At 68.9% G+C, this 26025-nt stretch carries 15 protein-coding genes and 1 pseudogene; 6 read left to right on the plus strand and 10 right to left on the minus strand.

Features of this window, described 5'->3' with window-relative positions; genetic code table 11:
- The first annotated feature begins 42 nt into the window (after window positions 1-42).
- Window positions 43-3939 (plus strand): BREX-2 system ATPase PglY, encoded by a 3897-nt coding sequence (pglY, locus tag ACZ7EG_RS19525; RefSeq protein WP_471079931.1) that lies wholly within the window; start codon window positions 43-45, stop codon window positions 3937-3939.
- The gene (pglZ, locus tag ACZ7EG_RS19530; protein ID WP_471079934.1) at window positions 3939-6860 is read left to right on the plus strand and encodes a BREX-2 system phosphatase PglZ; all 2922 of its coding nucleotides are present in this window, start codon (window positions 3939-3941) and stop codon (window positions 6858-6860) included. The genes pglY and pglZ overlap by 1 nt, the downstream gene beginning before the upstream one ends.
- A 20-nt stretch (window positions 6861-6880) precedes the next feature.
- Here the strand turns inward: pglZ and ACZ7EG_RS19535 are convergent, their stop codons facing one another.
- Both ACZ7EG_RS19535 and ACZ7EG_RS19540 read right to left on the minus strand, forming a co-directional pair.
- The gene (locus ACZ7EG_RS19535) at window positions 6881-7090 is read right to left on the minus strand and encodes a DUF397 domain-containing protein (protein ID WP_471079937.1); all 210 of its coding nucleotides are present in this window, start codon (window positions 7088-7090) and stop codon (window positions 6881-6883) included.
- The gene (locus ACZ7EG_RS19540; RefSeq protein ID WP_471079940.1) at window positions 7087-7875 is read right to left on the minus strand and encodes a helix-turn-helix domain-containing protein; all 789 of its coding nucleotides are present in this window, start codon (window positions 7873-7875) and stop codon (window positions 7087-7089) included. Before ACZ7EG_RS19540 ends, ACZ7EG_RS19535 begins: the two co-directional genes overlap by 4 nt.
- A gap of 244 nt (window positions 7876-8119) precedes the next feature.
- Here ACZ7EG_RS19540 and ACZ7EG_RS19545 point away from each other — a divergent pair, with 244 nt between their 5' ends.
- The gene (locus ACZ7EG_RS19545; protein WP_471079943.1) at window positions 8120-8572 is read left to right on the plus strand and encodes an ATP-binding protein; all 453 of its coding nucleotides are present in this window, start codon (window positions 8120-8122) and stop codon (window positions 8570-8572) included.
- 27 nt (window positions 8573-8599) lie between these two features.
- Here the strand turns inward: ACZ7EG_RS19545 and ACZ7EG_RS19550 are convergent, their stop codons facing one another.
- The 3 genes from ACZ7EG_RS19550 to ACZ7EG_RS19560 form a co-directional block, all read right to left on the minus strand.
- Window positions 8600-9643 carry a CBS domain-containing protein gene (locus ACZ7EG_RS19550; RefSeq protein ID WP_471079946.1) on the minus strand — a complete coding sequence of 348 codons (1044 nt, stop codon included), beginning with the start codon at window positions 9641-9643 and terminating at the stop codon, window positions 8600-8602.
- Window positions 9640-11460: a GmrSD restriction endonuclease domain-containing protein gene (locus ACZ7EG_RS19555; RefSeq protein WP_356096084.1), complete on the minus strand. Its 1821-nt coding sequence runs from the start codon at window positions 11458-11460 to the stop codon at window positions 9640-9642. The genes ACZ7EG_RS19550 and ACZ7EG_RS19555 overlap by 4 nt, the downstream gene beginning before the upstream one ends.
- A 221-nt stretch (window positions 11461-11681) precedes the next feature.
- Complete coding sequence (locus tag ACZ7EG_RS19560; protein ID WP_184852651.1) at window positions 11682-11900, minus strand: hypothetical protein; 219 nt, start codon at window positions 11898-11900, stop codon at window positions 11682-11684.
- 570 nt (window positions 11901-12470) lie between these two features.
- Between ACZ7EG_RS19560 and ACZ7EG_RS19565 the strand changes: the two genes are divergently transcribed.
- The gene (locus tag ACZ7EG_RS19565; RefSeq protein ID WP_471079950.1) at window positions 12471-13484 is read left to right on the plus strand and encodes an EcsC family protein; all 1014 of its coding nucleotides are present in this window, start codon (window positions 12471-12473) and stop codon (window positions 13482-13484) included.
- 152 nt (window positions 13485-13636) lie between these two features.
- Here ACZ7EG_RS19565 and ACZ7EG_RS19570 read toward each other — a convergent pair whose 3' ends face one another.
- Window positions 13637-15610: an RNA-directed DNA polymerase gene (locus tag ACZ7EG_RS19570; protein WP_471079953.1), complete on the minus strand. Its 1974-nt coding sequence runs from the start codon at window positions 15608-15610 to the stop codon at window positions 13637-13639.
- A 606-nt stretch (window positions 15611-16216) separates the two neighbouring features.
- Here ACZ7EG_RS19570 and brxD point away from each other — a divergent pair.
- Together brxD and ACZ7EG_RS19580 are read left to right on the plus strand one after the other, a co-directional pair.
- Window positions 16217-17566, plus strand: a complete 1350-nt coding sequence (gene brxD, locus ACZ7EG_RS19575) for a BREX system ATP-binding protein BrxD (RefSeq protein WP_471079956.1) — start codon at window positions 16217-16219, stop codon at window positions 17564-17566.
- Window positions 17566-19764: a DEAD/DEAH box helicase gene (locus tag ACZ7EG_RS19580; protein WP_471079959.1), complete on the plus strand. Its 2199-nt coding sequence runs from the start codon at window positions 17566-17568 to the stop codon at window positions 19762-19764. The genes brxD and ACZ7EG_RS19580 overlap by 1 nt, the downstream gene beginning before the upstream one ends.
- Window positions 19765-20210: 446 nt before the next feature.
- On the opposite strand, the gene ACZ7EG_RS19585 is transcribed toward ACZ7EG_RS19580, so the two are convergent.
- From ACZ7EG_RS19585 to ACZ7EG_RS19600, 4 genes and pseudogenes are all read right to left on the minus strand, one after another.
- On the minus strand, window positions 20211-21410 hold the full coding sequence (locus tag ACZ7EG_RS19585) for a threonine aldolase family protein (protein ID WP_471079962.1): 1200 nt from the start codon (window positions 21408-21410) through the stop codon (window positions 20211-20213).
- Window positions 21411-21482: 72 nt separating this feature from the next.
- On the minus strand, window positions 21483-21674 hold the full coding sequence (locus ACZ7EG_RS19590; RefSeq protein WP_471079965.1) for a hypothetical protein: 192 nt from the start codon (window positions 21672-21674) through the stop codon (window positions 21483-21485).
- 823 nt (window positions 21675-22497) lie between these two features.
- Window positions 22498-23196 (minus strand): annotated as a pseudogene (locus tag ACZ7EG_RS19595) (phosphotransferase); the annotation flags it as partial.
- A gap of 45 nt (window positions 23197-23241) precedes the next feature.
- Window positions 23242-25800 (minus strand): GH32 C-terminal domain-containing protein, encoded by a 2559-nt coding sequence (locus ACZ7EG_RS19600; protein ID WP_471079968.1) that lies wholly within the window; start codon window positions 25798-25800, stop codon window positions 23242-23244.
- Window positions 25801-26025: the final 225 nt, after the last annotated feature.

Genomic DNA, 26025 nt, shown 5'->3' on the forward strand with positions numbered 1-26025 from the left:
GCCCCGTCCCGTGCCGCACCCGTAAGGAGAGCGAGACACACCATGGCCCAGCAGCCACTCCTCCGCGATGTCATCGACATCAAGGAGTCCATCTCCACCTCGGACTTCGTGCTGTCCCTCGCCGAGGCCACGACCCCCGAGGGCGCCGAGCACGCGCTCAAGGACTACGTCGTCACGGAGCGGCTGCTGGAGAACTTCGACGAGGCCCTCGACCTGATCAAGGCCGCGCTCGACGGGGACCGCTCGAAGGCCGCATACCTGCACGGTTCCTTCGGTTCCGGTAAGTCGCACTTCATGGCCGTGCTGTACGCGCTGCTCAGCAGCAACCCGGCCGCCCGCGCCCGCACAGAGTTCGACTCCGTCCTCACCAAGCACGAGTGGCTCGGCACCGACGGCAAGAAGTTCCTGCTCGTGCCGTACCACATGCTCGGCGCCAAGGCCCTCGAACAGCGCGTGCTTGGTGGCTATGTGCGTCACGTCAAGCGGCTGCACCCCGATGCGCCCACTCCGCAGGTGTACCGGACGGACGGACTGTTCGACGACATCCGGGCCGACCGCGCCAGCTACGGCGATGCGGCCGTCATCCAGCGCCTCAGCTCCGGAGAGTCCGACGACGGCGATGAGGACGAGTGGGGCGAAAGTTTCACCTGGACGCCGGACCTCCTCGACACGGCGCTGACCGCTGAGGAGGTGCACGAGGCCGGTGAGGTCCTCAATCTGGTCAACCCCTCCACTCCCTCCGAGCTGCGAGCACGCCTCGTCCAGGACGCGATCACGCGCCTCTCGCCCAGCTTCGCCAAGAACGCCGCCGAGGACGAGCACGGGTTCATCTCCCTCGACGCCGGTCTCTCCGTCATCGCCGAGCACGCCAAGTCGCTCGGCTACGACGGGCTGATCCTCTTCATGGACGAGCTGATCCTCTGGCTCGCCACCCTCATCCACGACGAGAAGTTCGTGGCGCGCGAGGCCAGCAAGATCACCAACTTTGTGGAGGGCGGCGACGCCCGCCGCGCCATCCCCGTCGTGTCGTTCATCGCCCGCCAGCGCGACCTGCGCGAGCTGGTCGGCGAGGAGGTGTCCGGCGCGGCCGAGTCGTCCATCCAGGACACCCTCAATCTGGCCTCCGGGCGGTTCGACAAGATCACCCTGGAGGACCGCAACCTCCCGCAGATCGCCCACGCCCGTCTCCTCAAGCCGAAGAACGCCGAGGCGGAGCGCCTCATCGACGCGGCCTTCGAGCAGACCAAGCGGGTCGGCACCCAGGTGTGGGACACGCTGCTCGGCTCGGACAAGGGCACGACCGGCGCGGACGCGGAGTCGTTCCGGCTGACGTATCCGTTCTCGCCGGCGTTCATGGACACCCTCGTCCACATCTCGTCCGCGCTGCAGCGCTCCCGAACCGGTCTGAAGCTGATGGGCCAGCTCCTCGCCGACCACCGCGACGAGATCCGGCTCGGCCAGCTCATCCCGGTCGGCGACCTTTACCCGGTGATCGCGGAGGGCGGCGACAAGCCGTTCACCGACAGCCTCAAGGTGGTCTTCGAGGCCGCCGACAAGCTGTACAAGACGAAGCTCCGGCCGTACCTGCTCAGCTCCTACGACATCACCGAAGACGACGTCGATCAGTACCTGAACCGGCCCGACACTCTCGGTGACCCGCAACTGGCCAACCGCTGCCGCCTGTTCGTCGGCGACAACCGGCTCGTGTGCACGCTGCTGCTGTCCGCGCTCGCGCCCAGCGTGCCCGCCCTGTCCGAGCTGACGATCCGCCGGCTCGGCGCGCTGAACCACGGGTCGGTCATGGCACCGATCCCGGGCAGCGAGGTTGGCATCATCAAGAACAAGGTCGCCGAGTGGGCGGCCCGATTCCCCGAGATCAAGGAGACCGGCACCGACACCAACCCCGGTGTCCGGCTCGAACTGTCCGGCGTCGACGTCGACTCCGTCATCGCCAACGCACAGGTCAACGACAACCCCGGCAACCGTGTCGCCCTCGCCCGGCGTCTGCTGTCGGAGGAACTGGGCGTTGAACACGGCCAGTTCGCCGACGAGCTGAGCTTCGTCTGGCGCGGTACCGCCCGCACCGCCGAGGTCGTCTTCGGCAACGTCGCCGACGAGGACGAGCTGCCCGACCACGACCTGATGCCGCAGCAGGACGGCTGCTGGCGGATCGCCATAGACCTTCCCTTCGACGAGGGGGAGTGGGGGCCCGTCGAGGACGCCAACCGCATGCAGCGGCTGCGTGAACGCCAGCAGGGCGAGCGGTCCCGCAGCATCGCCTGGCTGCCCGCGCACCTGTCAGCGCAGCGCCTCGCCGACTTCCGGCGGCTCGTCGTCATCGACAAGGCCCTCGCCGACGAGCACCGCTTCGACACCCAGTACGCCGGCCACCTCAACGCCGACAACCGCAGCCGCGCCAAGGGCCTGCTGGAGACCCAGCGGGACGCCCTGCTCAAGCAGGTCAAGGGCGCGTTCAAGCAGGCGTACGGGCTCGCGCAGAAGCAGGCCGCCGACGTGGTGGTCGACTTCGACGACCACCTGGTGGCCCTGCCCGACGTCGACGACCTCACCCTGTCCTTCGGGCAGTCCCTGCACGACGGCATCCGGCACGTGGCGGGCAAACTGCTCGCCCACCAGTACCCTGCCCACCCCAACCTCGACCCCGACGCGGCCGGCACCGCCGTCAAGCCCGTCGACGCGCGCAAGGTGTTCACCCACGTACGGGCCGCCGCCGAGGCGCGCGACGGACGCGTCGAGGTTCCGTCGGGCGACCGCAAGCTGATGCAGCGCGTCGCCGGACCGCTGCGCCTCGGACAGCAGAAGGAGGCGTACTTCGAGCTGTCCCGCTACTGGGCCGACCACTTCCGGCAGCTCGCCAGCGCCCAGGGAGCCACCGGCGACCTCACGCTGATCACGCTCACCGACTGGACCGACCAGCCCGAGCCGCGCGGCCTGCCCGACTTCCTCGCCCGGCTCGTCGTCGCCTCGTTCGCCGAGATGGACGACCGGGTCTGGGTGCGCGGCGGCACCGTCCTCGACCCCGCGCCCGAACTCTCCGCGATCAAGGATCACGACGCCCTGCGCAGCCAGCCCCTGCCCAGCGAGGACGACTGGACCACCGCACGGCAGCGCTACGAGACGATCTTCGGTCAGAAGGCGCCCACCCTGCGCCGGGGGCGCATGGTCAACCAGTTCGCCCGCCAGATCGTCGAGTCCGCCCGTGCCCTCAAGGAGGACGCCGCCGAACTCGTACGGCGGCTGGAGGAGCACGCCACCTTCCTCGGCCTCGACGAGACCGACGACACCGGACGCCTCGCCCTCGCCCGACGCTCCCTCCAGTTCCTGGAGACGCTCACCGGCGGCGCGGCGCAGAGCGGAGCCGGGGCCAAGAAGACCGTGGAGGCACTCGCCGCCTTCGACCTGGGCGAGGTCAGCGCCGACCGGTACGGCACCTCCGTCAAGCAGGCCGGCAGCGTCGCCCGCGCCGTGACCGAGGCGTCCTGGCACACCCTCGAACTCGGGATCGGCCTTGGTGCGGAGGGCGCGGCCCTGCTCGACTCGCTGCGCAACGTGGCCCGCGGCGACCAGCGCACCGCAGACCTGCGCGAGGCGCTGAAGCGCACCGAGCGGGAGATCCTGGCCCTGATCAAGCGCAACCAGGCGGCGGCCACCCCGCCGCCCGCCCCCGTCACACCCCCGGCGGCCAAGGACCCGGTCAAGCCCGACGACCTGTCCCTGAACACGCCGACGAGCGACCCGCGCATCCCCTTCACCCAGCAGCCCACCGCCACTCAAGGCACCGGCACGGCAGGGCAGTCCGCAGGCCGCCGCACCACCACCGCCCGTCAGGCGGTCAAGGCGCTGGAGTCGGAGCTGACCGAGCTGGCGAAGAACAACCCGGAAGCCACCATCGAGATCACCTGGCGGGTGGTCGACTGATGACCACCACCGCTCCCGCCTCCGACTCCGCCGTACCGGGCGCGGTTCGGCTGAACACCGCGACCGTCACCCAGTACCTCTCCTCCCAGCCGCAGCTCGCCGCCTCCCTCCGGCCAGGAGGGGAGGACCGACGCAGGGCCGTCCTGCTGCGTTCCGCGCCACAGTGGGACGGACCCGCCGAGCCCGCCTGGGCCGAGGGCCGCACCGCGCGCGTCGCAGCCGCACTGTCCCCGCTCGCCGTCCACGAACTGGTCCTGGACCACCTCGCGGGCCGCACCCCCGGCCCCGCCGTCCTCGTCGTCCTCACCGACCGCGAACAGCACGAACTCGACCCCGCGATCCTCGCGCGCGTCCACAAGAAGGCCATCGACACCGTCGACGGCTGGGACGTGGTCCGGGAGGCCTTCGGCGCCCGGCAGATCGATGCGCGTCTGAAGGACGCCAACTGGGCCGCCGAAGCCCTGCTCGACGCCACCCCGCCCGGCGGTTGGCCGCCCGTCTCCGGCGGCTGGCTCTCCCGGCAGTACGCCCTCACCGCGCTCGCCCAGCGCCGTCTGCGCCTCGGCCGCTACGACACCGACAGCGCGGTCGCCCCTGCTCAGCGGCCTGGTGACGAACGGCTCGACGCGCAGACCCTGCTGGACTGGTCCACCCGCGCGGGCGGCCCCGAACGGCTCCTCGGACTGCGCGGCCCCGAACGGACCGGACTCGCCGCCTTCCTCGCCGAGGACGACCAAGCCGGACTCGCCGGGCGCGCCCTGCTCGCCCTCGTCGACGCCGAACGCGGAGCCGACGCGGTCGCCTTCGGCCTGGTGTGCGCGGCTCTGTGGGAGCACGCCGAGCCCGCTCCCGAGACGTATCAGGCCCGTGGCCGAGCCGAGCGCTACTTCGGAGACCGGCCTCCGGCCACCGGTGACCAGCTCGACACGCTGGTGTCCGTCTTCGGCAGGGCCGCCGAGAAGTACGTCGTCGCCCTGCTCGCCACCGGCCACCGGACGGCCGGCACGACGGACCCGGACCGGGCGCGCGAGGCCCGCCGACTGACCGGCATCGTCCTCGACCGGGCCGGGGTCCTGGCCCGGCAGTTCGGCGCGGAGAAGGCCGTCGAGTCCAGCCCGGTGATGACCGGCGGGCTCGAGGCCCGGTTCACCGCCGCGGGACATGCCCTCGCCGCTGCCGCCGACACGGACGCGGTGGCGGACGCCGTACGGCACCTGGCGAAGCACGAACTCGCAGGTGACCCGGAGGAGTCCGCCCGCATCGAACGGGCCCGGATGGGCCAGCGACTCGCCCGCTGGCTGGCCACCGAACCGCCCGCCGAGTCACCCACCGTGGGCGACGCCATAAAGCGGCACGTCTCCGAGACCGGCTGGGTCGACCTGGCCCTCGAACACATTGAGGCCGGCGGCGACCCCGACCCGGTGCTGAAGGCCGCGTACGACGCTCTGGGCACCCGGGTCCGTGAACGGCGCCGCGCGATCGACGCCTCCTTCGCCCGCGCACTCGCCGTCTGGACTGAGTCCGGCACCCAGCCAGGCTCGATGCTCACCGTGGAGACTTTCCTCGAACAGGTGGTGAAGCCTGTCGTCCACCAGGGCGAGGGACGGCGCGTGCTGCTCCTCGTCCTGGACGGCATGAGCGCCGCCATCGGCAACGAACTCGGTGAGGAACTGCGCGGCACCTGGGCCGAGTTCGACCCTCTGCCTCTGGGGACACCGCAGCGTCGCGCCATGGCCGCGGCATTGCCCACCCTCACTGCCGTGTCCCGTACCTCCCTGTTCGCCGGTCGGCTGATGAAGGGCACCCAGGCCGACGAGAAGCGGTTGTTCCCCGCACACAAGCTGTGGAGCGGAGCCCCTGCCGCCGTCTTCCACAAGGACGACCTGCGCGCCGAGCAGGCCGGGGACACCTTCGGTCCCGCCCTCACCGAAGCGCTCACCGACGGCAAGACGCACGTGGCGGTCGTCCTCAACACCATCGACGACCGGCTCGCCAAGGAGCAGAAGCTCGGCGACGGCGCCTGGCGCGTCGATCATGTCGCCGGGCTGCGTGACCTGTTGCGGGTGGCTGCCGCCCAGGGCATGGCGGTCATCCTCACCAGCGACCACGGGCACGTCGTCGACCGGCATGGTGTGAAGGTGGAGGCGACGGAACCGCCGTCCGCCCGGCACCGCCTCCCCGGCGGTGGCCCGCTCGCCGAGCAGGAGATCACGCTGTCCGGCCCCCGGGTCGTCTGGCCCGAGCCCGGTGCGACCATCGTCGCCCTGTGGGACGCCGACTCCCGCTACACCTCACTCAAGGCCGGCTACCACGGTGGCGCTTCGCTCGCCGAGTTCACCATCCCCGTGCTGGCATTTCTGCCGTTTGGAGCGGAACCCCCCAGGGATTGGAGGGAGTTGGGGGATCAGCGACGGGAATGGTGGAGCTCCGGCGTACGAGGCGCTGTCTCCGCCCTGAACCGACAGGCGGACCTGGCCCTCGTCCCGGTCAAGAAGACGGTGACCAAGCCTAAGAAGGAACAGGCCGAGCTCGCGAAGACCCACGACGCCCTCTTCGACGTGGCCGTCACGGCGGGTGGCGACGACACACTCGTCACCCCCACCCTGGTCTCCCCGGACGAGACCTTGGTCAACGGCCTCCTCGCTTCGGAGACCTACCAGGCCCAGCTCGGACTCCTGGCCCGCAAACCGCCGCAGGAACAGATCAGGAAGGCACTCGCGACCCTCGTCGACGCGGGCACCCTCCCGGTCACAGCACTCGCCCAGCGCGTCGGCTTGCCGCCCACACGAGGCGACGGCTTCGCGGCCGTCCTGCGGCAGCTTCTCAACTACGACGGGGTCCAGGTCCTGGAGACCCTCCCCGACGGCCGCACGCTTCGGTTGCACACGGCTCTGCTGAGGGACCAGTTCGAGCTGCGGTAGAGGCGAGGTGCTTCGCTCGCCTACGCCTGCCCGGCGTAGGCGGCGAACGCGCTCCACTGCTCTACGGAGAAGGTAAGGGAGGCCGCCAGGGGCCTCTTTGAGTCCCGGACGTGAACGGTGGCGGGTGTGGTGGCGACCTCTACGCAGTCGCCGCCGTTCGTGCCGCTGTAGCTGCTCTTGAACCAAGCGAGTTCGCTTCGCTGCTGCTCGGTGCACGTGTCGATGCTCATAGCTCCCCTGCCATGTGCTCGATGAGGCGGGCGGACTCCTCCGTATGGAGGGCCTGTGACCGCAGCATTCCATACCGCAACCAGAACTCGCTGACCTCCTCCTGGTCCGAGCGAATGCTCATAATGCCCTGCGCCTCAATGCAGACGAACTGCCGACGCTCCAGCGTCTCCAACAGGACCATCTGACCGTTAACGCCGCTATGCGCGGCGAGCTGTGTCGGCATCACCTGAACTTCCACGTTGCGCAGACGGATACTGTCCCGTAGCCGCTCCAACTGTTCCTTCACCACGTTTGTGCCACCCACCATCCGGTGGAGAGCGGCTTCTTCGATGATGAACGAGAACACGACGCACGGGTTCTTGCGGGTCAGAAGCGACTGACGCGCGAGTCGAGCAGTGAGATGCTGCTCGATAGCCTCTTCGTCGAGAGGCGGGAAGTGAGCCTCAAGGAGGGCGCGGGCGTAGGACTCGGTCTGCAACAGCCCTGGGACCAGCATGGGGTCGTAGGAGAAGCGACTGACCGCCTCCGCCTCCAGCAAAGCGAAATCATGGAAGAACGCGGGTAGCTTCGCCAGGTCAACATCCTCTTGGAGGACCCGCAGAGCTCCACCCGTACCCAACACCCGCTCCGAGGCTTCAGTGAAGGAGACCTTCGCAGGCCGCCGCCCCTGCTCCACCGAAGCCACCTGCTCCACCGAGTACCCGATCGCGTCCGCGAGCCCCTGCTGCGTCAGCCCCGCCCGTTCGCGGAACAGGCGCAGCAGCTTGCCGTAGGCGCTCCACACGGCCGGCCGTTCCTTCTCCGGCCTGCGTCGGCCCGTGGTCTGGCACGTGCGCTCCGCTGCCCTGCCCATGTCGCCCCCGATCTGCCACATTCCTGGTGCGATCTGCTCAACGACGCCGCGGTTCAGCCGATGCGCGGTGCGGGCTCGTACAACGGCCGTACAAACCCGTACCGAAGCCGTACCCGCGATCGGCTACCACTTTCCGACCTGGCAGGGACGGTGGCTGGGACGAGACGGTCACCGCATGAGACTGGCCGACACCACTCCCGAACGCCGCGCCTCCACCGAGCAGTTCACCGTTCGCCTCAGCAGCACCAGACGCGGTGCCCGGCTCGCCCGCCGCCTCACCGCCGAGCGGCTCGCCGCCTGGGGGATCCCGTACGACTCGGAGGCCTCGCACGCCGCCGTGGCCGTCACGGCGGAACTGGCGGCGAACGCGATCACGCACGGCCGGCTGCCAGGCCGGGACTTCCTGCTGTCGCTGGCACGGCTCCCGGGCGGAGTTCGTATCGAGGTCGTGGACACCCGCCCGGAACGCCTCCTGAAGGCGGCAGACACGCTCATCAGCCCCGAGGCGCTGGAGGCGGAGACGGGCCGGGGCCTGCTCCTCGTCGCCGCGTACGCCCACGAGTGGGGCTGCCAGACGCGAGACGCCCACACGAAGACCGTGTGGGCGGAGATCACGCACCCGTCGTGAGCCGGATGGTCCGGCGGGACCGCGCGATCAGGAGACGAACGCCCGCAGCAGTGCGGCGAAGGCGGTCAGCTCCTCGATCATCTGCTTCGGGAGCGGCTTCTCGTCGAAGTGGGCGATCCGGTTACGGATGTCCTTCACCCGCTTCAGACGGCCGATGAACTGCTCGCGGGGCATGTTCGGCCACTTCAGGGCCTCCCAGTTGAGATCGGCGCGCTCGGCGAGCGACTGCTTCGTCTGGTCGCCGTCCAGGAGCCTCAGGTAGTCGCCGAACATCAGGTCCGACACCTGGCCGGTGCGGTGTTCGGGCTTCTTGTTCGTCTGGACGGCCTTGACGGACTCCTCGTCCAGGGCCGCGCCCAGGCAGCGGCGCAGCAGGGACTCGATCTCCCCGACGATGAAGAAGGGCCGCGCCGACCCCTCGAAGCGCTCCGTGACGTCCGCGGCGGTGACGATGCCCGACAGGCAGCCGTCGTCGCCGCGCACAAGCAGGTAAGCGTGCTCCTTGACCACCGGGAGGGCGGCGAAGAGTTCCTGGCGCGCGTCAGCGACCGGCAGGGAGTCCTTCTCCATGGCGTTCTCCAGTGTGGCGGGCTTGCCCGCCTCGTACATCCTGGCCACGGAACCCCAGGTGATCACGCCGTGGATCTGCGCCATGCCGGTGGTCACCGGCACTTGGGAGAAGCTCTCGGTACGCATCAGGAAGGTGGCGTGTGCCAGGGAGTTGCCCAGGGTGACGCCGCGCACGCCTCGCTTGGCCGACGGAATGTCACCGAGCAGCAGCCGCTGGGGAAGTGAGGGGAGGGCCTCGTCCGCCTCCTCTCCGGCCTCGGTCTCGACGGGCCCGGACTGCGCGGGGACGGAGGCGATGGGGACCACGTCGACACTGCTGCGCAGTCCGCAGACCGCGAAATCCGGCAGCGTCGTCAGTCCCGAGTCCGCCAGCGCCTGCGAGATCAGGTGCACCGTGCGATGGTCGCGGACGCGTACCTGGAACAGGTCGAGAATCTCCTGCACGGGCACGGTGCTGCCCTTGAGCGCTGCGAGGTCCTTCTCGCTGGGCCTGGTGGTCATCGGGCGTCGCCCTCCGACAGGTCACGGAGCATGGTGCGCTTGCCCATGGCGGACTGCACCAGTTCCTGCAACTGCCGGGAGCGATCGGTGTAGAAGCGCTTGTAGTCGCTCTCGCGCAGCGTCTCCGGATCGATCAGATGGGTGGCGATCACATCGTCGAACCACTCGGGGCGCATGTCGGAGGCGGCGATCAGGGTGGAGAGGTAGGACGACGGAGCCCCCATCATGTCCATCGTGGCACGGTAGGACAGCGGGGTCTTGTTCACGATCGAGCTCGTCGGCAGACCCTGGCTGTTGCCGCGGCGGAACCAGGCCTTGGGGAAGATCTGCCGGACATCCACGCTGTACTCGTCGAGCCGCCCGGGACTGAGCGGAGCGTCCGTGTAGTGCCAGTCGACCGCGCCCTGCTTGATCAGCAGGGCGTAGATCCCCTTGTAGGCGGCGCTGTTGCGGGTGGTGAGGGTGTCGAGCCGCTCGGTGAAGAAGAAGGCGTCCGTGACCGTGTCGGGCGCGCGGTCCTCCTGCCGGATCCAGTCGACGAGTTGCTCGACGTCCCGGGTGAAGCGCGTCTCGGTCGAGCCGCCGTACATCTCACCCAGTACCCCGCACCAGTACCACTGCTCGATCTTCTCCTCCGGCCCCAGGCCCTCCATTTCGTCGCCGCCGAGAATGGCGCGGACGGCCGCGAGCGGGACCAGCTGTGTCTTGTACGGAAGGTCGTTGGGCCGGACGATGCACTGCCGCTCCAGGAAATCGCCCACCCAGGCGAAGGCCTCGGCCAGTTCGGGCGCCAGGCGGACGAAGTCGGCCAGAGGGAGGTCCAGCAGGTCGCGCCGCTTGCAGGACACCGCGGCCCCGACACCCGCCTCCTTGCGCTCCCAGGTGCGTACCAGGGCGATGGCCTGCAGGAAGTCGATGCTGCTCAGGCCGTTCTCCAGGCCGCTGTCCAGCCGGCCGAAGACCGGGTACTTCGACGCCAGCGCCTGCTTGATCTCCCGCCACACCTCGGGAAGCTGGTAGTAGTCCCCGGTCCGTTCCACGTACTCGGGGTCACCGGCGTAGGTGGCGGTGAGCAGTTCGAAGACGTTCAGAGGCACGCCGCCGGTGTTGACGCGCTCGAACACCGCGCAGACGGCGTCCATGGAGGTGGAGGCGGCCAGCCGGATCATCGGGACCTGGAAGGCGCGGACCTGCTGGAGGACGAGGTCGTCGAACTGGCCCCACAGGTCCCAGTTCCGCTCCTCGTCCGCCTTGATGTAGTTCCTCTTCCACTGGTTGACGCGCTGGGCGTCGAAGACGAGGTGCAGAGGGAAGAGCCCCGCCGCGCACTCGGCCTCCTCGGTCCTCAGATCCAGGACCACCGTGCGGTTGAAGTCGGTGCGGAGGACCTTGTCCGCCGGGACGGAAAGGATCGCATCGTCGCGGTCGGCGGACGGTCCGACGGCCTTCTCGATGTCGACGTAGTACCACAGCTCGATCGGCTTGCCGCGGGAGTCCGACGTCTCCACCGGGGCGTCCAGCCACAGTGCCTGGAAGAGGGAGGTGAGGCGCTGCTGTCCGTCCAGCAGCAGGAGGTCCGCCTTCGGATCGCCCTCGGGGCGGGCCCCGGTGAGCGTGCGGGAACGGAAGCGGGTGGCACCGCCTGTCTGCAGCGTCATCACCACGCCGAGCGGGTAGTCCAGCGTCACTGTCGCGATGATTGCCCTGATCCGGTCGTCGTCCCACTTCCAGTTCCGCTGGAAGTCGGGCAGTTGTAACGCCCCGGAGGCGACATCTGCGAGTACGTCCCTGAGCTTCAGATTGTCCAGTGCCGCCATGTGTCTCTCTTCTCACCTGTCACGCGTACAGAGAGTGATTCCAGCAGCGCTCTGCGGTGACCGTCAACCTGTACGCCGAAGAGCGAGATCACCGTGAGCACCGTGCAGCTGAGGTTGCAGGCCCACGGCTTCGAAGAGAGCGGCAGCAGGCTCACCGCGGCCTGTGGCGGGATGCCGCAGAGAGGGGCGGCCCGCTTTCCAGCAGGCCGCCCCTGAAGTTGCTACATGTTGTTGCGCTTCACGTGGTTGAGCACGTTCATCCCCGCGCTGAGGACGGCGATGAACGCACCACCGCTGCTCGTGAGAGTCGCCAACGGGCTGACATCGAACGCCATCGTCGTGACGGCAGTGCCGAGAGAGACCACACCGGAGACGAGAGCGACGATGGTGATGTCACGGGCCGGGTGGTGGCACGCCTGATGGGTCGAGTTGGTCGACACCGTTCCTCCATTGACTTGTTGGCTCGCTAGCGGGAAGAGGGCACGACTCACCGAGGTGAGTGGTCCTTCCCAGCGATGCGCGTACGAGCTCTAAGGAGCCCGCAACCAGCAGGTTGCTGGTAAGTGCGCACATGAAGAGCGAGTCAATGAGTCCCCCGGGAACGCGGTGTCGGTCTGCGGAGCCATTGTGCCGCCCTCAGGGTTACTGCGCGGACAGTCCAAGATGCATGGCCGAAAACCACCCGTGTGTTGTCCGACTGCGACCTTCGCCTGAGCGGTACTCAGCCGCACGGGGCCAGTTGCCGGTGCGGGCAGCGTCGGCCAGCACATCCCGCTTTGCCTCGTCGTCCGGGTAGACATACTCCCGGCGTATGTGGCCGTTTTACTGCGCGATGCGTCCGAGCTCCTAGATCATGCGATTCAGAGTGTGGTGACCGGCCTTCCTTGAAGGAGATCTTGCTTCTCAGTCACCCGCGCTTCGCACACCGACCCCCACACTGCGGCTTCACCCACGTGTCGGCTGGCAGGCATCGTGGACCCGGCGATCACAGTCGAAAATGGAGAACCTCAATGAGCACATACGCCGACCCACTCGTCGACGGTGCAACTCCGATGAGCGAGTACGAGGGGCAGGTGTGGGACACGCTCAACGAGCACTGGCAGCGCCGCAACAACCGCCGTGGTCTGCCGAACTGGGCGAGCGCCGCCCTCGGTCGAACCGGTGAGGCCGCGGGAAACGCCGTGAGACGGGTTACGGACGCTGTGCCGGAGGCGGTCACGGAACCGATCCGTCGCGCGGGCGACGCGGTCGCCGACAAGGCCATGCGACCGGCGCTCGCAGGCGCGGCAGCGTTGCTCGAGTTGGTCAACGACTCGGTCCTGGAGCTCAACGACCCGAAGAACGTCGAGAAACTCGCCCGCAAACGAGGCCTCGAACTCGACAGTTTCACCGAACTACGGCAGCAGGATCTCAAGGTCTGCGACCGGCTGCTGACCCGCAACACCCTCAAGTGGCGGACCACCGGCGCGATCGAAGGCGGCGCCATGGGCCTGCTGGCCATGGTCCCTGTCGCCGGTATCCCCGTCGCTATGACGGCGGACATCCTCGTCGTCCAGGTTCTGAGCACGTCGATAGCAGCGCGCATCGCGTACTCCTACGGCTACGACGCCAAAGACCCCAAGGAGCAGGATTTCATCCAACGCCTGGTGCAGCGGTCCTTCATGGCTCAGGCGGCCAAAGCCAAGCCGTTGCGTGATGCCGCACGGGCGGCGGACGCGGTCAAGGGACGCATAAACTGGTCGCAGAAGCTCCGCCAGGACCACCGCCTCCTGGCCGCCCTCGAGAAGTTGATGCAGCAGTTGGGCCCGGCCGGCTCCAGGGTGCCAGTCAAAAACGTCGCCAAGGTCGTGCCGTTCGTGGGCGTCCTCATCGGTGCCGGCATGAATTCCGCGGTCCTCGGGAGGGTGGCCGCCGACGCCCAGCGGTACTGCCAGACCAGATTTCTGTGCGACAAGTACGGGCTGCCGCTGCCGGCCGCACTGGCGACCGACTGGGACGACGACCCCCAGACCGACGCCTCGTAAGTAATGGCCGCCGGGTCCACAATGCTGCCTCTGCGGGTTCCCACTTGAGGGCGAGCACCCGCGCCCCGTCAGGTCGTGCTTCGACGTCCCGGAGGATCAGGACATTGAGCGGTCCGTCTTCCCGCGTCCTCGTACAAGGCCGAGGTCCCTGATCACTTCTTGGACTTCTGGAGTTTGGCGGCAGGGATGCGCTTCTTGCCCATCTCGATGATCAAGCCGGCGGCCTTGAACGTGACGTTGAGTGCGACGGTCTCGGGAACCTGCTGGTCGGGGCCAAGGTGCCCAGTGATGTAGTCGCCCATCCGGACATCCGGGTCCAGACGCTTGAGGACCATGTAGGCGATGGACTCGGCCTCGACTTCATTGCGTGCATGGACCTTCACGGCATCCTCGTCCGAGAGGGGCCGCACGTACCGGTCGGACCAGGTTTCCCCAGGGCCTGCGCCGAGGTGCCCGCAGAACAGATGGCCGAGTTCGTGGGCGAGCGTGGCGTACCGGTCCAGCAGAGGCAAGTTCCGGTTGACCTCGATTTCGAACAACGTCGGGTAAGTCTCCGGCTGATCCCCAGGCCTGCTGCCGGGACGCTCGACAGCACTGCCGGACCTGCTGCGGTACGTGCCTCCGCAGGAGGAGGCCCCGTGGTCGACCAGGGTGAGCCGGATCCCCAGGGGTGCGAGGTTCGTCTCGGTGTGGTGCCAGACCTCGGAGACTTCCTTCTCGCCGGCTCGAGAGGACACCGATACCGGTGCGGTGATCCCCTTGGGCAGAGGCCGGGCCCCGGGCAGGGCTTCGGTGTCCCCGACGTCGTACACGAGCATGTAGGGCCCACGGGGCTGGAAGATCATCAGCGGCTGGGCGCCGGGCTTGAGCACCCGCCGGTATCTCGACATCCACTCCGAGGAGGGTAGGACGTAGCGTGCCCCCGGCTTTTGTATGTGGACCACCATGGCGTTGAACGGTGCATACCGCTTGAACCGGCCGACGAAGTCAAGCATTTGCAGGTAGTCCAAGGACGAGCGATAGCGCTGGGCGTCGCGGACGAGGTCGTCGATCGAGGCCTTGGCCAGGTCTGCCTGGGAGACCTCAACCTCCTCGTCCCAGGGCAGATCGAGCCCGTGCTGCACGATCACCGGCTCTTCGTGGTCGCGGGGAATCTCGCGCAGCCGTTTCCAGTCCGCGAGTTGTGTATCGGCCCAGCCGGGCTCGACCATGTGCGCGAACGACAGCAGCCCGGTCACATGGGCGTCCAGCTCGGCCAGGTCCTTGAACTTCTGGTGACGGCGATGCTGCTCGATACCGAACGACGCAGCCCCTCGCACATGCTTGGTGATGCGGCGCTTGTACTCGCGCGTCAGACGAGGAGCGGGACCGTCGACGAGGATGCCGAGCACGCTGCGGCGCGCACCAGGACGGGCCACATAGGTCTTCTTCGTGTTGAGCCTCATGCCGAGCGGTTCCAGGGCCTGCCTCACTCCGGCCATGAGACGGACGACGTCGTCGTGGTGAACGAGCGCACGGCTCGAGAAGTACATGTCGTCGCTGTAGCGGGTGTAGCGCAACCCTAAGGACTCGGCCTGGTGGGTGACGACCTCGTCGACGTCGCGCATGACGATGTTCGACAGGTACCCGCTCGTGGGAGCGCCCTGCGGCAGGAACCCCTCGCGGGTGTGCTTGTGGATCAGGCCGGGCCGGCGGACGGAAAAGTCCTGTCCGGTGGCCTCCAAGCGCACGCTGCGACGCCCGGTGCCACGGTTCGTCCAGGTGTGGTTCGGCTCCGGCGGTGACACGGTGACCAGCCGGGCCGTGGTGTACGTGCCCAGGGTGCGACCGTTACGACGCAGGACGATCTCCCGGCGGCCCTCGTCGTTCTCCGCAAGATCGAGCCGGTATCCGCGTTCCGCCGGGTGAGTCCAGGCGTCTTTCAGAGCGGCGTGGACGTGCCGTTCCCGGATACTCCCGAAGAAGTCGGCGATGTCCAGGCGGATCACGGTGTGGGCTCGCAGGTGGGCGGCAGCGCAGTCCACGACCGAGCGGCCACGTCGGTAGGCGAACGCTGCCGGGTGTGGCTGAAAGCCGGCAGGAAGAGTTTCCAGGCGGGCCAAGATTTCCTGCTGTACCTCGGACAACCGCGGGACCGGGGCGTGCAAGGTCCGCAGTCCGCCGCGGCGCTTGGGTATTCGGTGCTCGGTGTACGGGTAGATCGAGCCGCTGACCACCGCCTCAAGGAACTGGTCACGGGTGAGATCCGCGAAGTCGTCTGTCGTCGTCACCGAACCGCCTCGTCCCTCCCCGTGGTACGCAGTCGGCGAGCCTCACCTTGAGTGTGGTTTTCCAAGCCCGACAGGCGGGCGGTCCGCTGTATCCCTCCGCCACCCTGTACAAGCACAGGGACCGATCCCCAGCACCCGGTGTGATCATCACCGAGGTGCCCCAGACCGGAGGGCCCATCGCAAGGGATGGGTTCCTGAGACCCGCCGACTGCGTTGAGCCGGATCGTAGCCTTTCCGCACGTCGCACTCACAGGCAGGTCGCCTGATGACACACCGAACTACGCTGCTCCTCAGACTGCTTGGCACCCCGACACGGCTGCGGCGTAGACCTTCATGTGATCGACCCGAACGGTGAGGATGGCGGCGTGTAGGGTGACGCGCTCGGCTTTACATGGTTATGAACCGGACATCATGATCCCTCTCCGACGCCCTGATGCACAGAGAGATGGAACACTGGTCCCCGTGAGCACCACCGGATCGAGGCGCCCCGCCCAGGTCAGCGCCGCCCGCCGCCGCACCGTCATCGACGCCTTGCGCCGTGGCGCCGTACCCGAGAGCGGGCTGGACCTGCTCGCCACCGGGCTGGACCGTTTCGAGACGGCTCTGGACGCGGAACTGGACGCCGTCGCGTCCGGTGGGGCCGTGTTCAAGGCGGTGCGCGGTGAGTACGGGTCCGGCAAGACGTTCTTCACCCGGTGGCTGGGGGAGCGGGCCAAGCGGCGTAACTTCGCCGTGGCCGAGATCCAGATCTCGGAGAACGAGACCCCGCTGCACAAGTTGGAGACCGTCTACCGGCGGCTCACCGAACGGCTCACCACGCCCAGCTTCCCGCCCAGCGCGCTGCGGCCGGTCGTGGACGCCTGGTTCTACGCGCTGGAGGAGGACGCCCTCGCCGCAGGCGCGACCGAGGAGGAACTGCCAGAAGAGGTCGAGAAGCTCCTCGTCGCCCGGCTCGTCGAGGTGTCCCGGCATGCGCCGTCCTTCGCCACCGCACTGCGCGGCTACCGGACGGCACTCGCCGGGGGAGACGAAGCCACCGCCGCCGCCGTGCTCGCCTGGCTGGGCGGCCAGCCGCACGTGGCCGCTGCCGTACGCCGGTCCGCCGGGGTACGCGGCGACCTCGACCACTTCGGCGCGCTCGGCTTCCTGCAGGGCCTGCTCACCGTGCTCCGCGACTCCGGGCACACCGGCCTCTTCGTCGTCCTCGACGAGGTGGAGACCCTGCAGCGGGTCCGGTCGGACGCCCGCGACAAGGCGCTGAACGCGCTGCGGCAGCTCATCGACGAGGTCCACTCAGGGCGCTTCCCGGGCCTTTACCTGGTGATCACCGGCACGCCTGCCTTCTACGACGGCCAGCAGGGCGTTCAGCGCCTCGCCCCGCTCGCCCAGCGGCTCGCCACCGACTTCACCACCGACCCGCGCTTCGACAACCCCCGCGCCGTGCAGATCCGGCTGCCCGGCTTCAGTCAGGACTCCCTGGTCGGCCTCGGCATCACCATCCGCGACCTGTACGCGAACGCCGCTGGGGCGCCCGAGCGCGTGAAGACGGTTGTCGACGACGCCTACGTCTCCGACCTCGCGCGGGCCGTCGGCGGGGCGTTGGGCGGAAAGGTCGGTGTGGCGCCCCGGCTGTTCCTGAAGAAGCTCGTCGGTGATGTCCTGGACCGCGTGGACCAGTTCGACGACTTCGATCCCCGCCAGCACTACCGACTGACAGTCGCGAGCAGCGAGCTCACCGACATCGAGAGGAACCTGGCAGCCTCGGTCACCTGCGGTCCCGCCTCGGCCGACGACTTCGACCTGGAGCTGTGATGGCGCAGGACGGCAACCAAGTCGGCGACACCGCGAACGACGATCGCCCGGCCGACGTACTGGACCGGCTTGATCCCGTCGTCCTGCACCACATCGTCAACACCCTCGGCTGGCCCGACCTGCGTCCCCTCCAACGGGCGGCGATCACGCCGCTCATGGGCGGCGAGGACGCCGTACTGCTCGCCCCCACGGCGGGCGGCAAGACCGAGGCGGCTTGCTTCCCCCTGCTGTCGGCCATGACCGAGCAGAAGTGGACCGGCACCTCGGTGTTGTACCTGTGCCCGCTCAAGGCGCTCCTCAACAACCTCGTCGGCCGCGTCGACACGTACGCGCAGTGGCTGGGGCGGCGTGCCGCGCTCTGGCACGGCGACACCAAGGAGTCCCACAGGCAGCGCATCCGTACCGAGGCGCCGGACGTCCTGCTCACCACGCCCGAGTCGCTCGAGGCGATGCTGATCGGCGTCAAGACCGATCACGCCCGGCTGCTGGGCGGCGTACGGGCCGTCGTCGTCGACGAGGTGCACGCCTTCGCGGGCGACGACCGGGGCTGGCACCTGCTCGCAGTACTCGAACGACTGGAGCGGGTCACCGGCCGCCCCATCCAGAGGATCGGACTATCGGCGACCGTCGGCAACCCCGATCAGTTGCTGCACTGGTTGCAGGGCGCCGGCGCCGGACACCGCATCGGACAGGTCGTCGCCCCCGGAGTGCAACTGCCGCCCGCTCCCGGCGCAGCCGGACACGACGGCACGGCCCAGACCGACCAACTCCCCAAGCGGGCAGGAGAGGTGGAGCTCGACTACGTGGGCTCCCTGGACAACGCCGCCAAACTCATCGAGGCCCTGCACCGGGGAGAGAAACGGCTCGTCTTCTGCGACTCGCGGGCCCAGGTCGAACAACTGGGCGCTGCGCTCCGGGCCCGCGAGGTGACCGTCTTCCTGTCCCACGCCTCCCTCTCCGTCGACGAACGCACCCGCTCCGAACAGGCCTTTGCCGAAGCGCGCGACTGCGTCATCGTCTCCACCTCCACCCTCGAACTCGGCATCGACGTCGGTGACCTGGACCGCGTCATCCAGATCGACTCACCGGCCTCCGTCGCCTCCTTCCTGCAGCGCATCGGCCGCACCGGCCGACGCTCCGGCACCGTACGCAACTGCCTGTTCCTCACCACCCGCAAGGACACACTCCTGCAGGCGGCCGGCCTGTTGCTGCTGTGGTCGCGCGGCTGGGTCGAACCGGTCCTCCCGCCGCCCGAGCCGCGCCACCTCGTCGCCCAGCAGCTCCTCGCCGTCACCCTTCAACAGCACAAGCTCGGCGACCAGTTGTGGGACCGGCAGTGGAACGGACTCGCCCCCTTCGACCGCTCCGCCGCCCCCATCCTGCGCCACCTCACCGAGGAGGGCTTCCTCGACAACGACGGCGGCTTGCTGTTCGTCGGCCCCGAGGCCGAACGCCGCTTCGGCAGGCGGCACTTCATCGAACTCACCGCGTCCTTCACCGCACCACCCCAGTTCACCGTGCTGTCCGGACGCACGGAGATCGGCCGCACCGACCCGAGCGTGCTCACCGAGGAACGTCCCGGGCCCCGGCGTCTGCTGCTCGGCGGACGCAGCTGGCAGGTGACGTACATCGACTGGCTGCGTAAACGCGTCTTCGTCGAACCCGCGGACGGCGGCGGCATCGCCAAGTGGATGAACGGCGGCATCGCCGGGCTGTCCTATGCCCTCACCCGCGCCATGCGCGAGGTGCTGCTCGGTGCGGATCCGCCCGTTTCGCTCACCCGGCGCGCCGAGGCATGCCTGGCCGAACAGCGCGAGAGCGACGCCCCCGACACCGTGCACCCGGGCGGCACACTGATCACGCGCGTCGGCAACGACGTGCGCTGGTGGACCTGGGCCGGGTATCGCGCCAACGCCACCCTCGGGGCAACCCTTCAGTCGGTCTCAGACCCTTTGCAACGCCCCACCGACTGCTGGCTGCGCTTGCGCGAAGATTCCACCCCGGCCGACTGGCGCGCGGCTCGCGAGAGTGTCGGCGAGAGCCTGGTGCTACCCGATGTGGACCACCGGGCTGTACGCGGACTGAAGTTCTCTGCCGCTCTCCCAGAACGTCTCGCAGTCGCCACGGTCGCGGCCCGTCTGGCCGACTTCGAGAGTGCTCGCGCGGTGTTGTCCGAGCCTGTGCGTCTGGTCGGCTGAAGCTGCCTCTTGCCGGGCATCGCGATGCGGCAGCCCCATCCTCACGGCCTTCGTGCTGGACGTATGTGTTCCTTGGGCGGAGCACATGTTCAGACGAAGGCCGCTTCTGCGTACGGCAGTTACCGGACCGAGTGCTCAAGTTCGACGCACCATTCGCTGCCGAAGGTCAAAGATCAAGTTAGTGCTCCAGCAGTACTCTGGTGTCTGACCCGGCACGATGCCGGGCGGCTGGAGTGCAGCGGGACGGTAGCTGATCAGTGGCGGCCTCTTCGAGGCTGCCCCTCGTTCGTACGACAGCGTCGCCGGTGGTGGCAGCGGCGGGGCGGCATCCTCACGTGATCACCGAGCATCCTGCCGAGCAGCGGGACCTCGAACCGGACGACCTCTTCGTGCTTCTCCTGCCCGGGGGTCAGGCGCTCGCCTGACCCCCGGGCTTCCGCCGCCGGCTACTTCGTCTTGCGGTTCGCGGAGAAGGCAGACTCCTTCCCCAGCGCTTCGATCGTCTCTTCCATCTCGCGGACCTTACGGCGCAGTTGCACCAGTTCCTCGCGCTCGGCCATGGTCAGCGCGCCCGCCGGCCCTTGGCCTCGCTCCGCCGCCAGCTCCTCCGCGATCGCCGCCGCGAACGCGTCGACGTCGCCCTCGGTGGTGTCGAAGGAGGTCATCCAGCGGACTTCGCCGGCCTGCTCGTCCCAGGTGTAGAAGCGGAAGCGCTTCTGGAGACGCTCGGTGACGGCCGGCGGCAGGACGGCGAAGATCTGGTTGGCCTGCACCGGGCGGGCGATCTCCAGGCCCGGCAGCCGGCGCACCGCCTCGTACAGCCGCTGCGTCATCGCGTTGGAGTGGGCCGCCGAGCGCAGCCAGAGGTCGCCGCCCAGCAGCGCCTCGAACTGCACCGACATGAAACGCATCTTGGAGCCCAGCTGCATGCTCGTCTTGCGCAGGTGAGCCATGCCGCGCACCGCGTCCTCGTTGAGCACGATCACCGCCTCGCCGAAGAGCAGCCCGTTCTTGGTGCCGCCGAGCGAGAGGACGTCCACGCCGGCGTCGGTGGTCATCTCGCGCAGGGGCACGCCGAGGGTGGCGGCGGCGTTGGCGAGCCGGGCGCCGTCCAGGTAGACGAGCATGCCGAGGCCGTGCGCGTGGTCGCAGATGGCGCGGATCTCATCCGGCGTGTAGCAGGTGCCGAGCTCGGTGGACTGGGCGATCGAGACGACCTTGGGCCGGGCCCGGTGCTGGTCCTCGAAGCCCCATGCCTGACGGTCGATCAGCTCAGGGGTGAGCTTGCCGTCCCATGCGGGCACCGTCAGGAGTTTGATCCCGGCGACCTTCTCGGGCGCCCCGCCCTCGTCGACGTTGATGTGGGCCGACTCGGCGCAGACCACGGCGTCCCAGCGGTCGAGCATGGTCTGCAGCGCCACCACGTTCGCGCCGGTGCCGTTGAAGACCGGGTACGTGTGCGCGGTGGGGCCGAAGTGGCCGCGCACCACTTCCTGGAGGCGCTCGGTGTAGACGTCGGCGCCGTAGCTGACCTGGTGGCCGCCGTTGGCCAGGGCGATCGCCGCAAGGATCTCGGGGTGCGCACCCGCGTAGTTGTCGCTGGCGAAGCCGCGCTCGTCCGGGTCGTGTCGTCGCTGTACGGTCATGTGCGCTCGCCTTACTTGTCTCGGTCGTAGGGGTGTGACATACGTGGTCCGGACGGGCGCCGGCCGGTCCGCTCAGGTCGGCGCCGGCTCCGTCCGCGCGCGGGCCTTCTCCAGGCCGCGCACCAAGGGCGGCGCGGCGAGCCCGAGCAGGGGGAAGAGCGCCGCGAGGACCAGCCAGCCGGTCGCCGCCGCGCCGACGACCAGGAGGGAGGTCATCGGCCACGGTCCGGCGAACTGCCAGAGCCCGCGCCCCAGGGAGAACACCGCCTGGTACTCCCCCTACCGGTCCGCCGGGGCGAGCCCGAAGGACAGGCCCCAGCTCGCCGAACGCCTGGTACAGCTCCCCGAGGACGAGCACCAGCGCACCGCCCGGCAGGGCCGCGCTGTCCAGGAGCACGCCGTGCCCCCCCTCGGTTCACCGCGACGACCAGGCAGGACGCCCCCAGCGACCACCCCGCCCAGCGCAGCATACGTGCCGCTCCCGCCGGGGTACGCGCGCCCCTGCTGACCGCGACCTGGAACAGCAGCACCAGGACGGTGTCCAGGATCAGCAGCCCCGACACCAGCGAGCGCGGGCGCGTCGGTGCCGGTGACGACCCACAGCGGCAGACCGACCGTCAGCAGCGGGTGCCAGGCTCTAGGTGTGCTGTCCCGAGACGTCGGTGACAGGCGACACGTCTTGAGCGCCGCACAACAGGTCGCAGGATCGCGTCATGGCTTCCAGCGTCGTGGCGAACCGGGGGCGCCCATGGCCCGCGCGTGGACCAGCTCCTCGTCCGGGGTGAGATGGCGCCGGCCACCTGGCGCAGCCGCGTCAGGACCTGCCCGGCGTCGGCCGGCAGCGGCTGACACGCTCTGCTGATCCCAGCAGTCACCTTCACTCCCGCGGCCTCCCCGGAGGCCCACCTGGCATCACGGAAGTTGCTCCAGGGTCCGAGATGTGACAACGCCCGATCCTCGTCGGCACGGTTTCCACCGGCCGGCCCTGCGACCGTTCGGCGGCATGCTTTGCCCTTGTCCTCGTAGGCGGTGTCCGCTTGCCCGGGGGTAAAAGACTTGGGCCGGCGCCGAACCTCGGAGGCGTTTGTCACCCACGGTGGACAGCGCGTTCATCGGCGATCGTTGCGATGAGGCGTCGCAGCGCGGCGTGGGCGGGTGGGCCCCAGGTGGCCTTGCCGCCGGGGCGGCCATGAAGGCCGGCCTCTCCCATGAGGATGCCGCTGAGAGCTGTCAGCACCGCCCAGCCGCGGGCGCGGCGCAGGGTCGCGGCGTCCATCACCGGCTGGTAGGCGTCATGGAAGCGGTCGGCGGCCCCGTCCGGCAGCAGTATCCAAGGGGCGGCGAGATCGCAGGCCGGATCGCCCGCGCAGAGGTCGCCGAAGTCGATCACGCCGCAGAAGGTGCCGTCCGCGGTGAGGACGTTGGCCGGATGCAGGTCGCCGTGGAGCCATAGCGCCGGGCCCGCCCACTCGGGCGCGGCAACGGCGTCTTCCCAGACCGCGCGGACGGCATCCGGTTCGGGGAGCAGCCCCGGCTCGATGGCCGTGGTGAACTGCACGGCGAATTGCTCGGCACGGTCGGCCAGTGGCCCCCCGCGGCCACGGCCGGCGGGCGCTCCGTCGGGGGCAGGTTGGTGAAGGGCCGTCAGGAAGGCGGCCAAGGTGCGGGCCGCCTCCGCGGCACGTGTGGCGGGAGCGCGGTCGGCGGGCGAGCCGGGCACCCAGGTGGGGACGATCCAGGGTCGCGGAAACCGCTCGGAGGCGCCTGCCTTGCCGAGAGCCGCGGGCCGGTCGCCGCCCCTGGGCGACCGGCCCGCGGACCCGCGGGGTTGTCACCGCCAGATGGACTTCAGCTGCCACGCCTGCAGGTGGTCGAGGGTGGCGGTGCCGCCCTCGGCGAAGACCTCGACGCCGGTGCTGGAGGGGTCGGGGAAGATCTGGTCGGTGATCACCGCTTCGCCATTGCCGCCGAAGACCTCGACGGACGACGAGTCGACGAGGATCCGCAGCTTGACCTTGCCGTTCTTGGGCTTCAGGGGTGCGGTCTGGACGCCGGGGAAGGTGCTGTTGAAGTCGCCGACGCCGGAGCGGGTGCGGTCGACGTACAGCTCCTGGGTCGTGGTGTCGTAGCCGATGACGGTCTCTTCGCCGCCCGCGCCGGTGCGCACCTTCAGGCCGAAGCGGTCGGCGTCCTCGAGGGAGAAGGTCGCCTCGATGTCGAGCGCCTTGCCCTTGGCTGCTCGGCCGATCAAGGGCTTGGAGGTGTTCTTGACGGTGACGCCGGACGCCGTGGCCGGGCGCTCGTTCCGGAGGGACTCCAGGCTGCCCACCGGCTTGCTGGTCAGCCGGATCTGGCCGTTGACCGTGCGCAGTGCCATTTCCCGGGGAACACTCTGCGCGCTGCGCCAGGGGGAGGTGGGGATGGACTGGCCGTAGTCCCAGTTGTTCATCCAGCCGATCATGTAGCGCTTGCCACCCGGGGCGTTCTCCCAGGACACCGCCGCGTAGTAGTCCTTGCCGTAGTCGGCCCAGTCGGCGCGCTGTACGACGGACTTGGCGGGCTTGTCAGCGGCGGTGAACTGGTCGGCCAGGATGTGGCCCCAGCCGGCGGTGTTCATGTCGACGACCTGGATCTGCGCCTTCTTGCCGGCGTACGGGCGCATGTCGAAGGAGGCCCAGTCCAGGGTCTCGCTGTCGGCGCCGGTCGCGCTGCGGACGACCTTGCCGTCGACGATCAGGTTGACGGACGTCTCCTGGGAGACGCGCTGGGCCTGGCTGTCGGACAGCATGATGTGGTCGACGTTGACGTGGCCCCAGCCGCCGGTGTTGTCGTCGACGATCCTGATCCGCGCCTGCTTGCCGGCGAGGTCGCTGACGTCCCAGGAGGCCCAGTTGAGTGCCTCGGCGTCCTTTCCGGTGGCGCTGCGGACGACCCGGCCGTCCACGAGGAGCTCGACGGCGGTCGGGTTGTCGGAGCCGGCCGGGTGATTGCCGCCGCCGATGAGGAAGTTGATGTGCTTCTTGTCGATGGTGAACTCGGCTGACGTGAGGGTGCCCGTGGTGGAGTCGCCGTTCCGGAAGGTGTTGACCAGCCCGTCTCCCAGGAAGCCGGATACCTGTCCCTGGCCGGGGAGGGTGCCGGTAGCCGGTGCGGTGCCGAAAGCGTCCCCGGTCGCCGTCCAGTCGCCGTACGTTCCGCCTTCGAAGTCGGCGAGGACCGTGCCCTCGGGCGGAGTGCCGTCCATGACGGTCCCGGCCTCGTGCGGATGCCGCCCGCCACCGATCTTGAAGTTCAGGTAGGGGCTGTCGACGGTGAAGGAGGGGGAGCTGAGGATGCCGGTGGCGCCGTCACCGCCGTGAAAGCTGTTGGCGAGGCCCTTGCCGTCGAAGCCGTCGACGGTCCCCTGCCAGTCCACCGCACCGGCTGCCGGTCCCTGGCCGAACGCGGTGCCCGTGCTCGTCCACGTACCGAAGCCGGTGCCCTCGAAGTCCTGCACGACATTCCCGGTGGGCGGGGTGTACGTGCCCTTGTCGTCCGCGGTGAACTTCTTGCCGTCGAAGTCGCCGATGAAGTACTGGGCGGCCGAACCTCCCGCGATGCCACCGGGGTTGATGTTGACGACCAGGACCCACTTGATGTTCTTCCTGTCCCCGTCCACGGCGAGGGGGAACAGGTCGGGGCACTCCCACACGCCGCCCGTCGCACCGGCCGGTCCGAACTCGCTCTGCAGCTCCCAGTCCTTGAGGTTCTTCGACGAGTAGAACCGCACCTTGTGCTCGGCGGACAGCGACACCGTCATCAGCCAGCTCTTGGTCGGCGCGTGCCACTGGACCTTGGGATCGCGGAAGTTGTCGGAGCCGATGTCGATCACGGGATTGCCCTGGTACTTGGTCCAGGTACGGCCGCGGTCGGTGCTGTAGGCGAGCGACTGGGCCTGCTTGCCGCCGTTCTTGTAGGCGCTGGTGTAGATCGCCACCATGGGCGGGTTCGCCTTGGTGCCGAACCCGGTGGTGTTGTCCCAGTCGACGACCGCGCTGCCGGAGAACACCATCTCCTCGTCGTCGTGCGACAGGGCGAGCGGCAACTCCTTCCAGTGCACGAGGTCCTTGCTCACCGCGTGCCCCCAGGACATGTCGCCCCAGGTGTTGCCGTTGGGGTTGTACTGGTAGAAGAGGTGGTACTCGCCCTTGTAATAGACGAGCCCGTTGGGGTCGTTCATCCAGTTCTTCTGCGGAGTGAAGTGGAACTGGGGTCTGTAGGTCTCGGTGTAGGCCGGGGTGTCGGCGGCGACGGCCTGGGGGGCCAGCGGGGCTGCGGACAGGGCGCAGACGGTCGCGACCGCCGCCATCATCCGTGTGCGGGCATGCCGGGATACGTGTGCAGAGCTCATGGTGCCTCCTAGTCCCGCGGCCGTCCACGCAGCGGTGACTGCGGCTTCTGCGCGACGGACCGAAAAGTGCACCCCAGGCCGATGCCGGCTCCCGTGCCGTCGGCCGAGGGTGTCATCGTTGACTTGTGTCATCGATGACAGCGAGTGCCCGATTATGAAGCCCTATCCGGCCTCCGCGTCAACGGTCCGGGCGCGATTGCTCCGGGATGACCGGCGGTTCATCGG

The sequence above is a fragment of the Streptomyces sp. NPDC037100 genome (assembly GCF_055606225.1).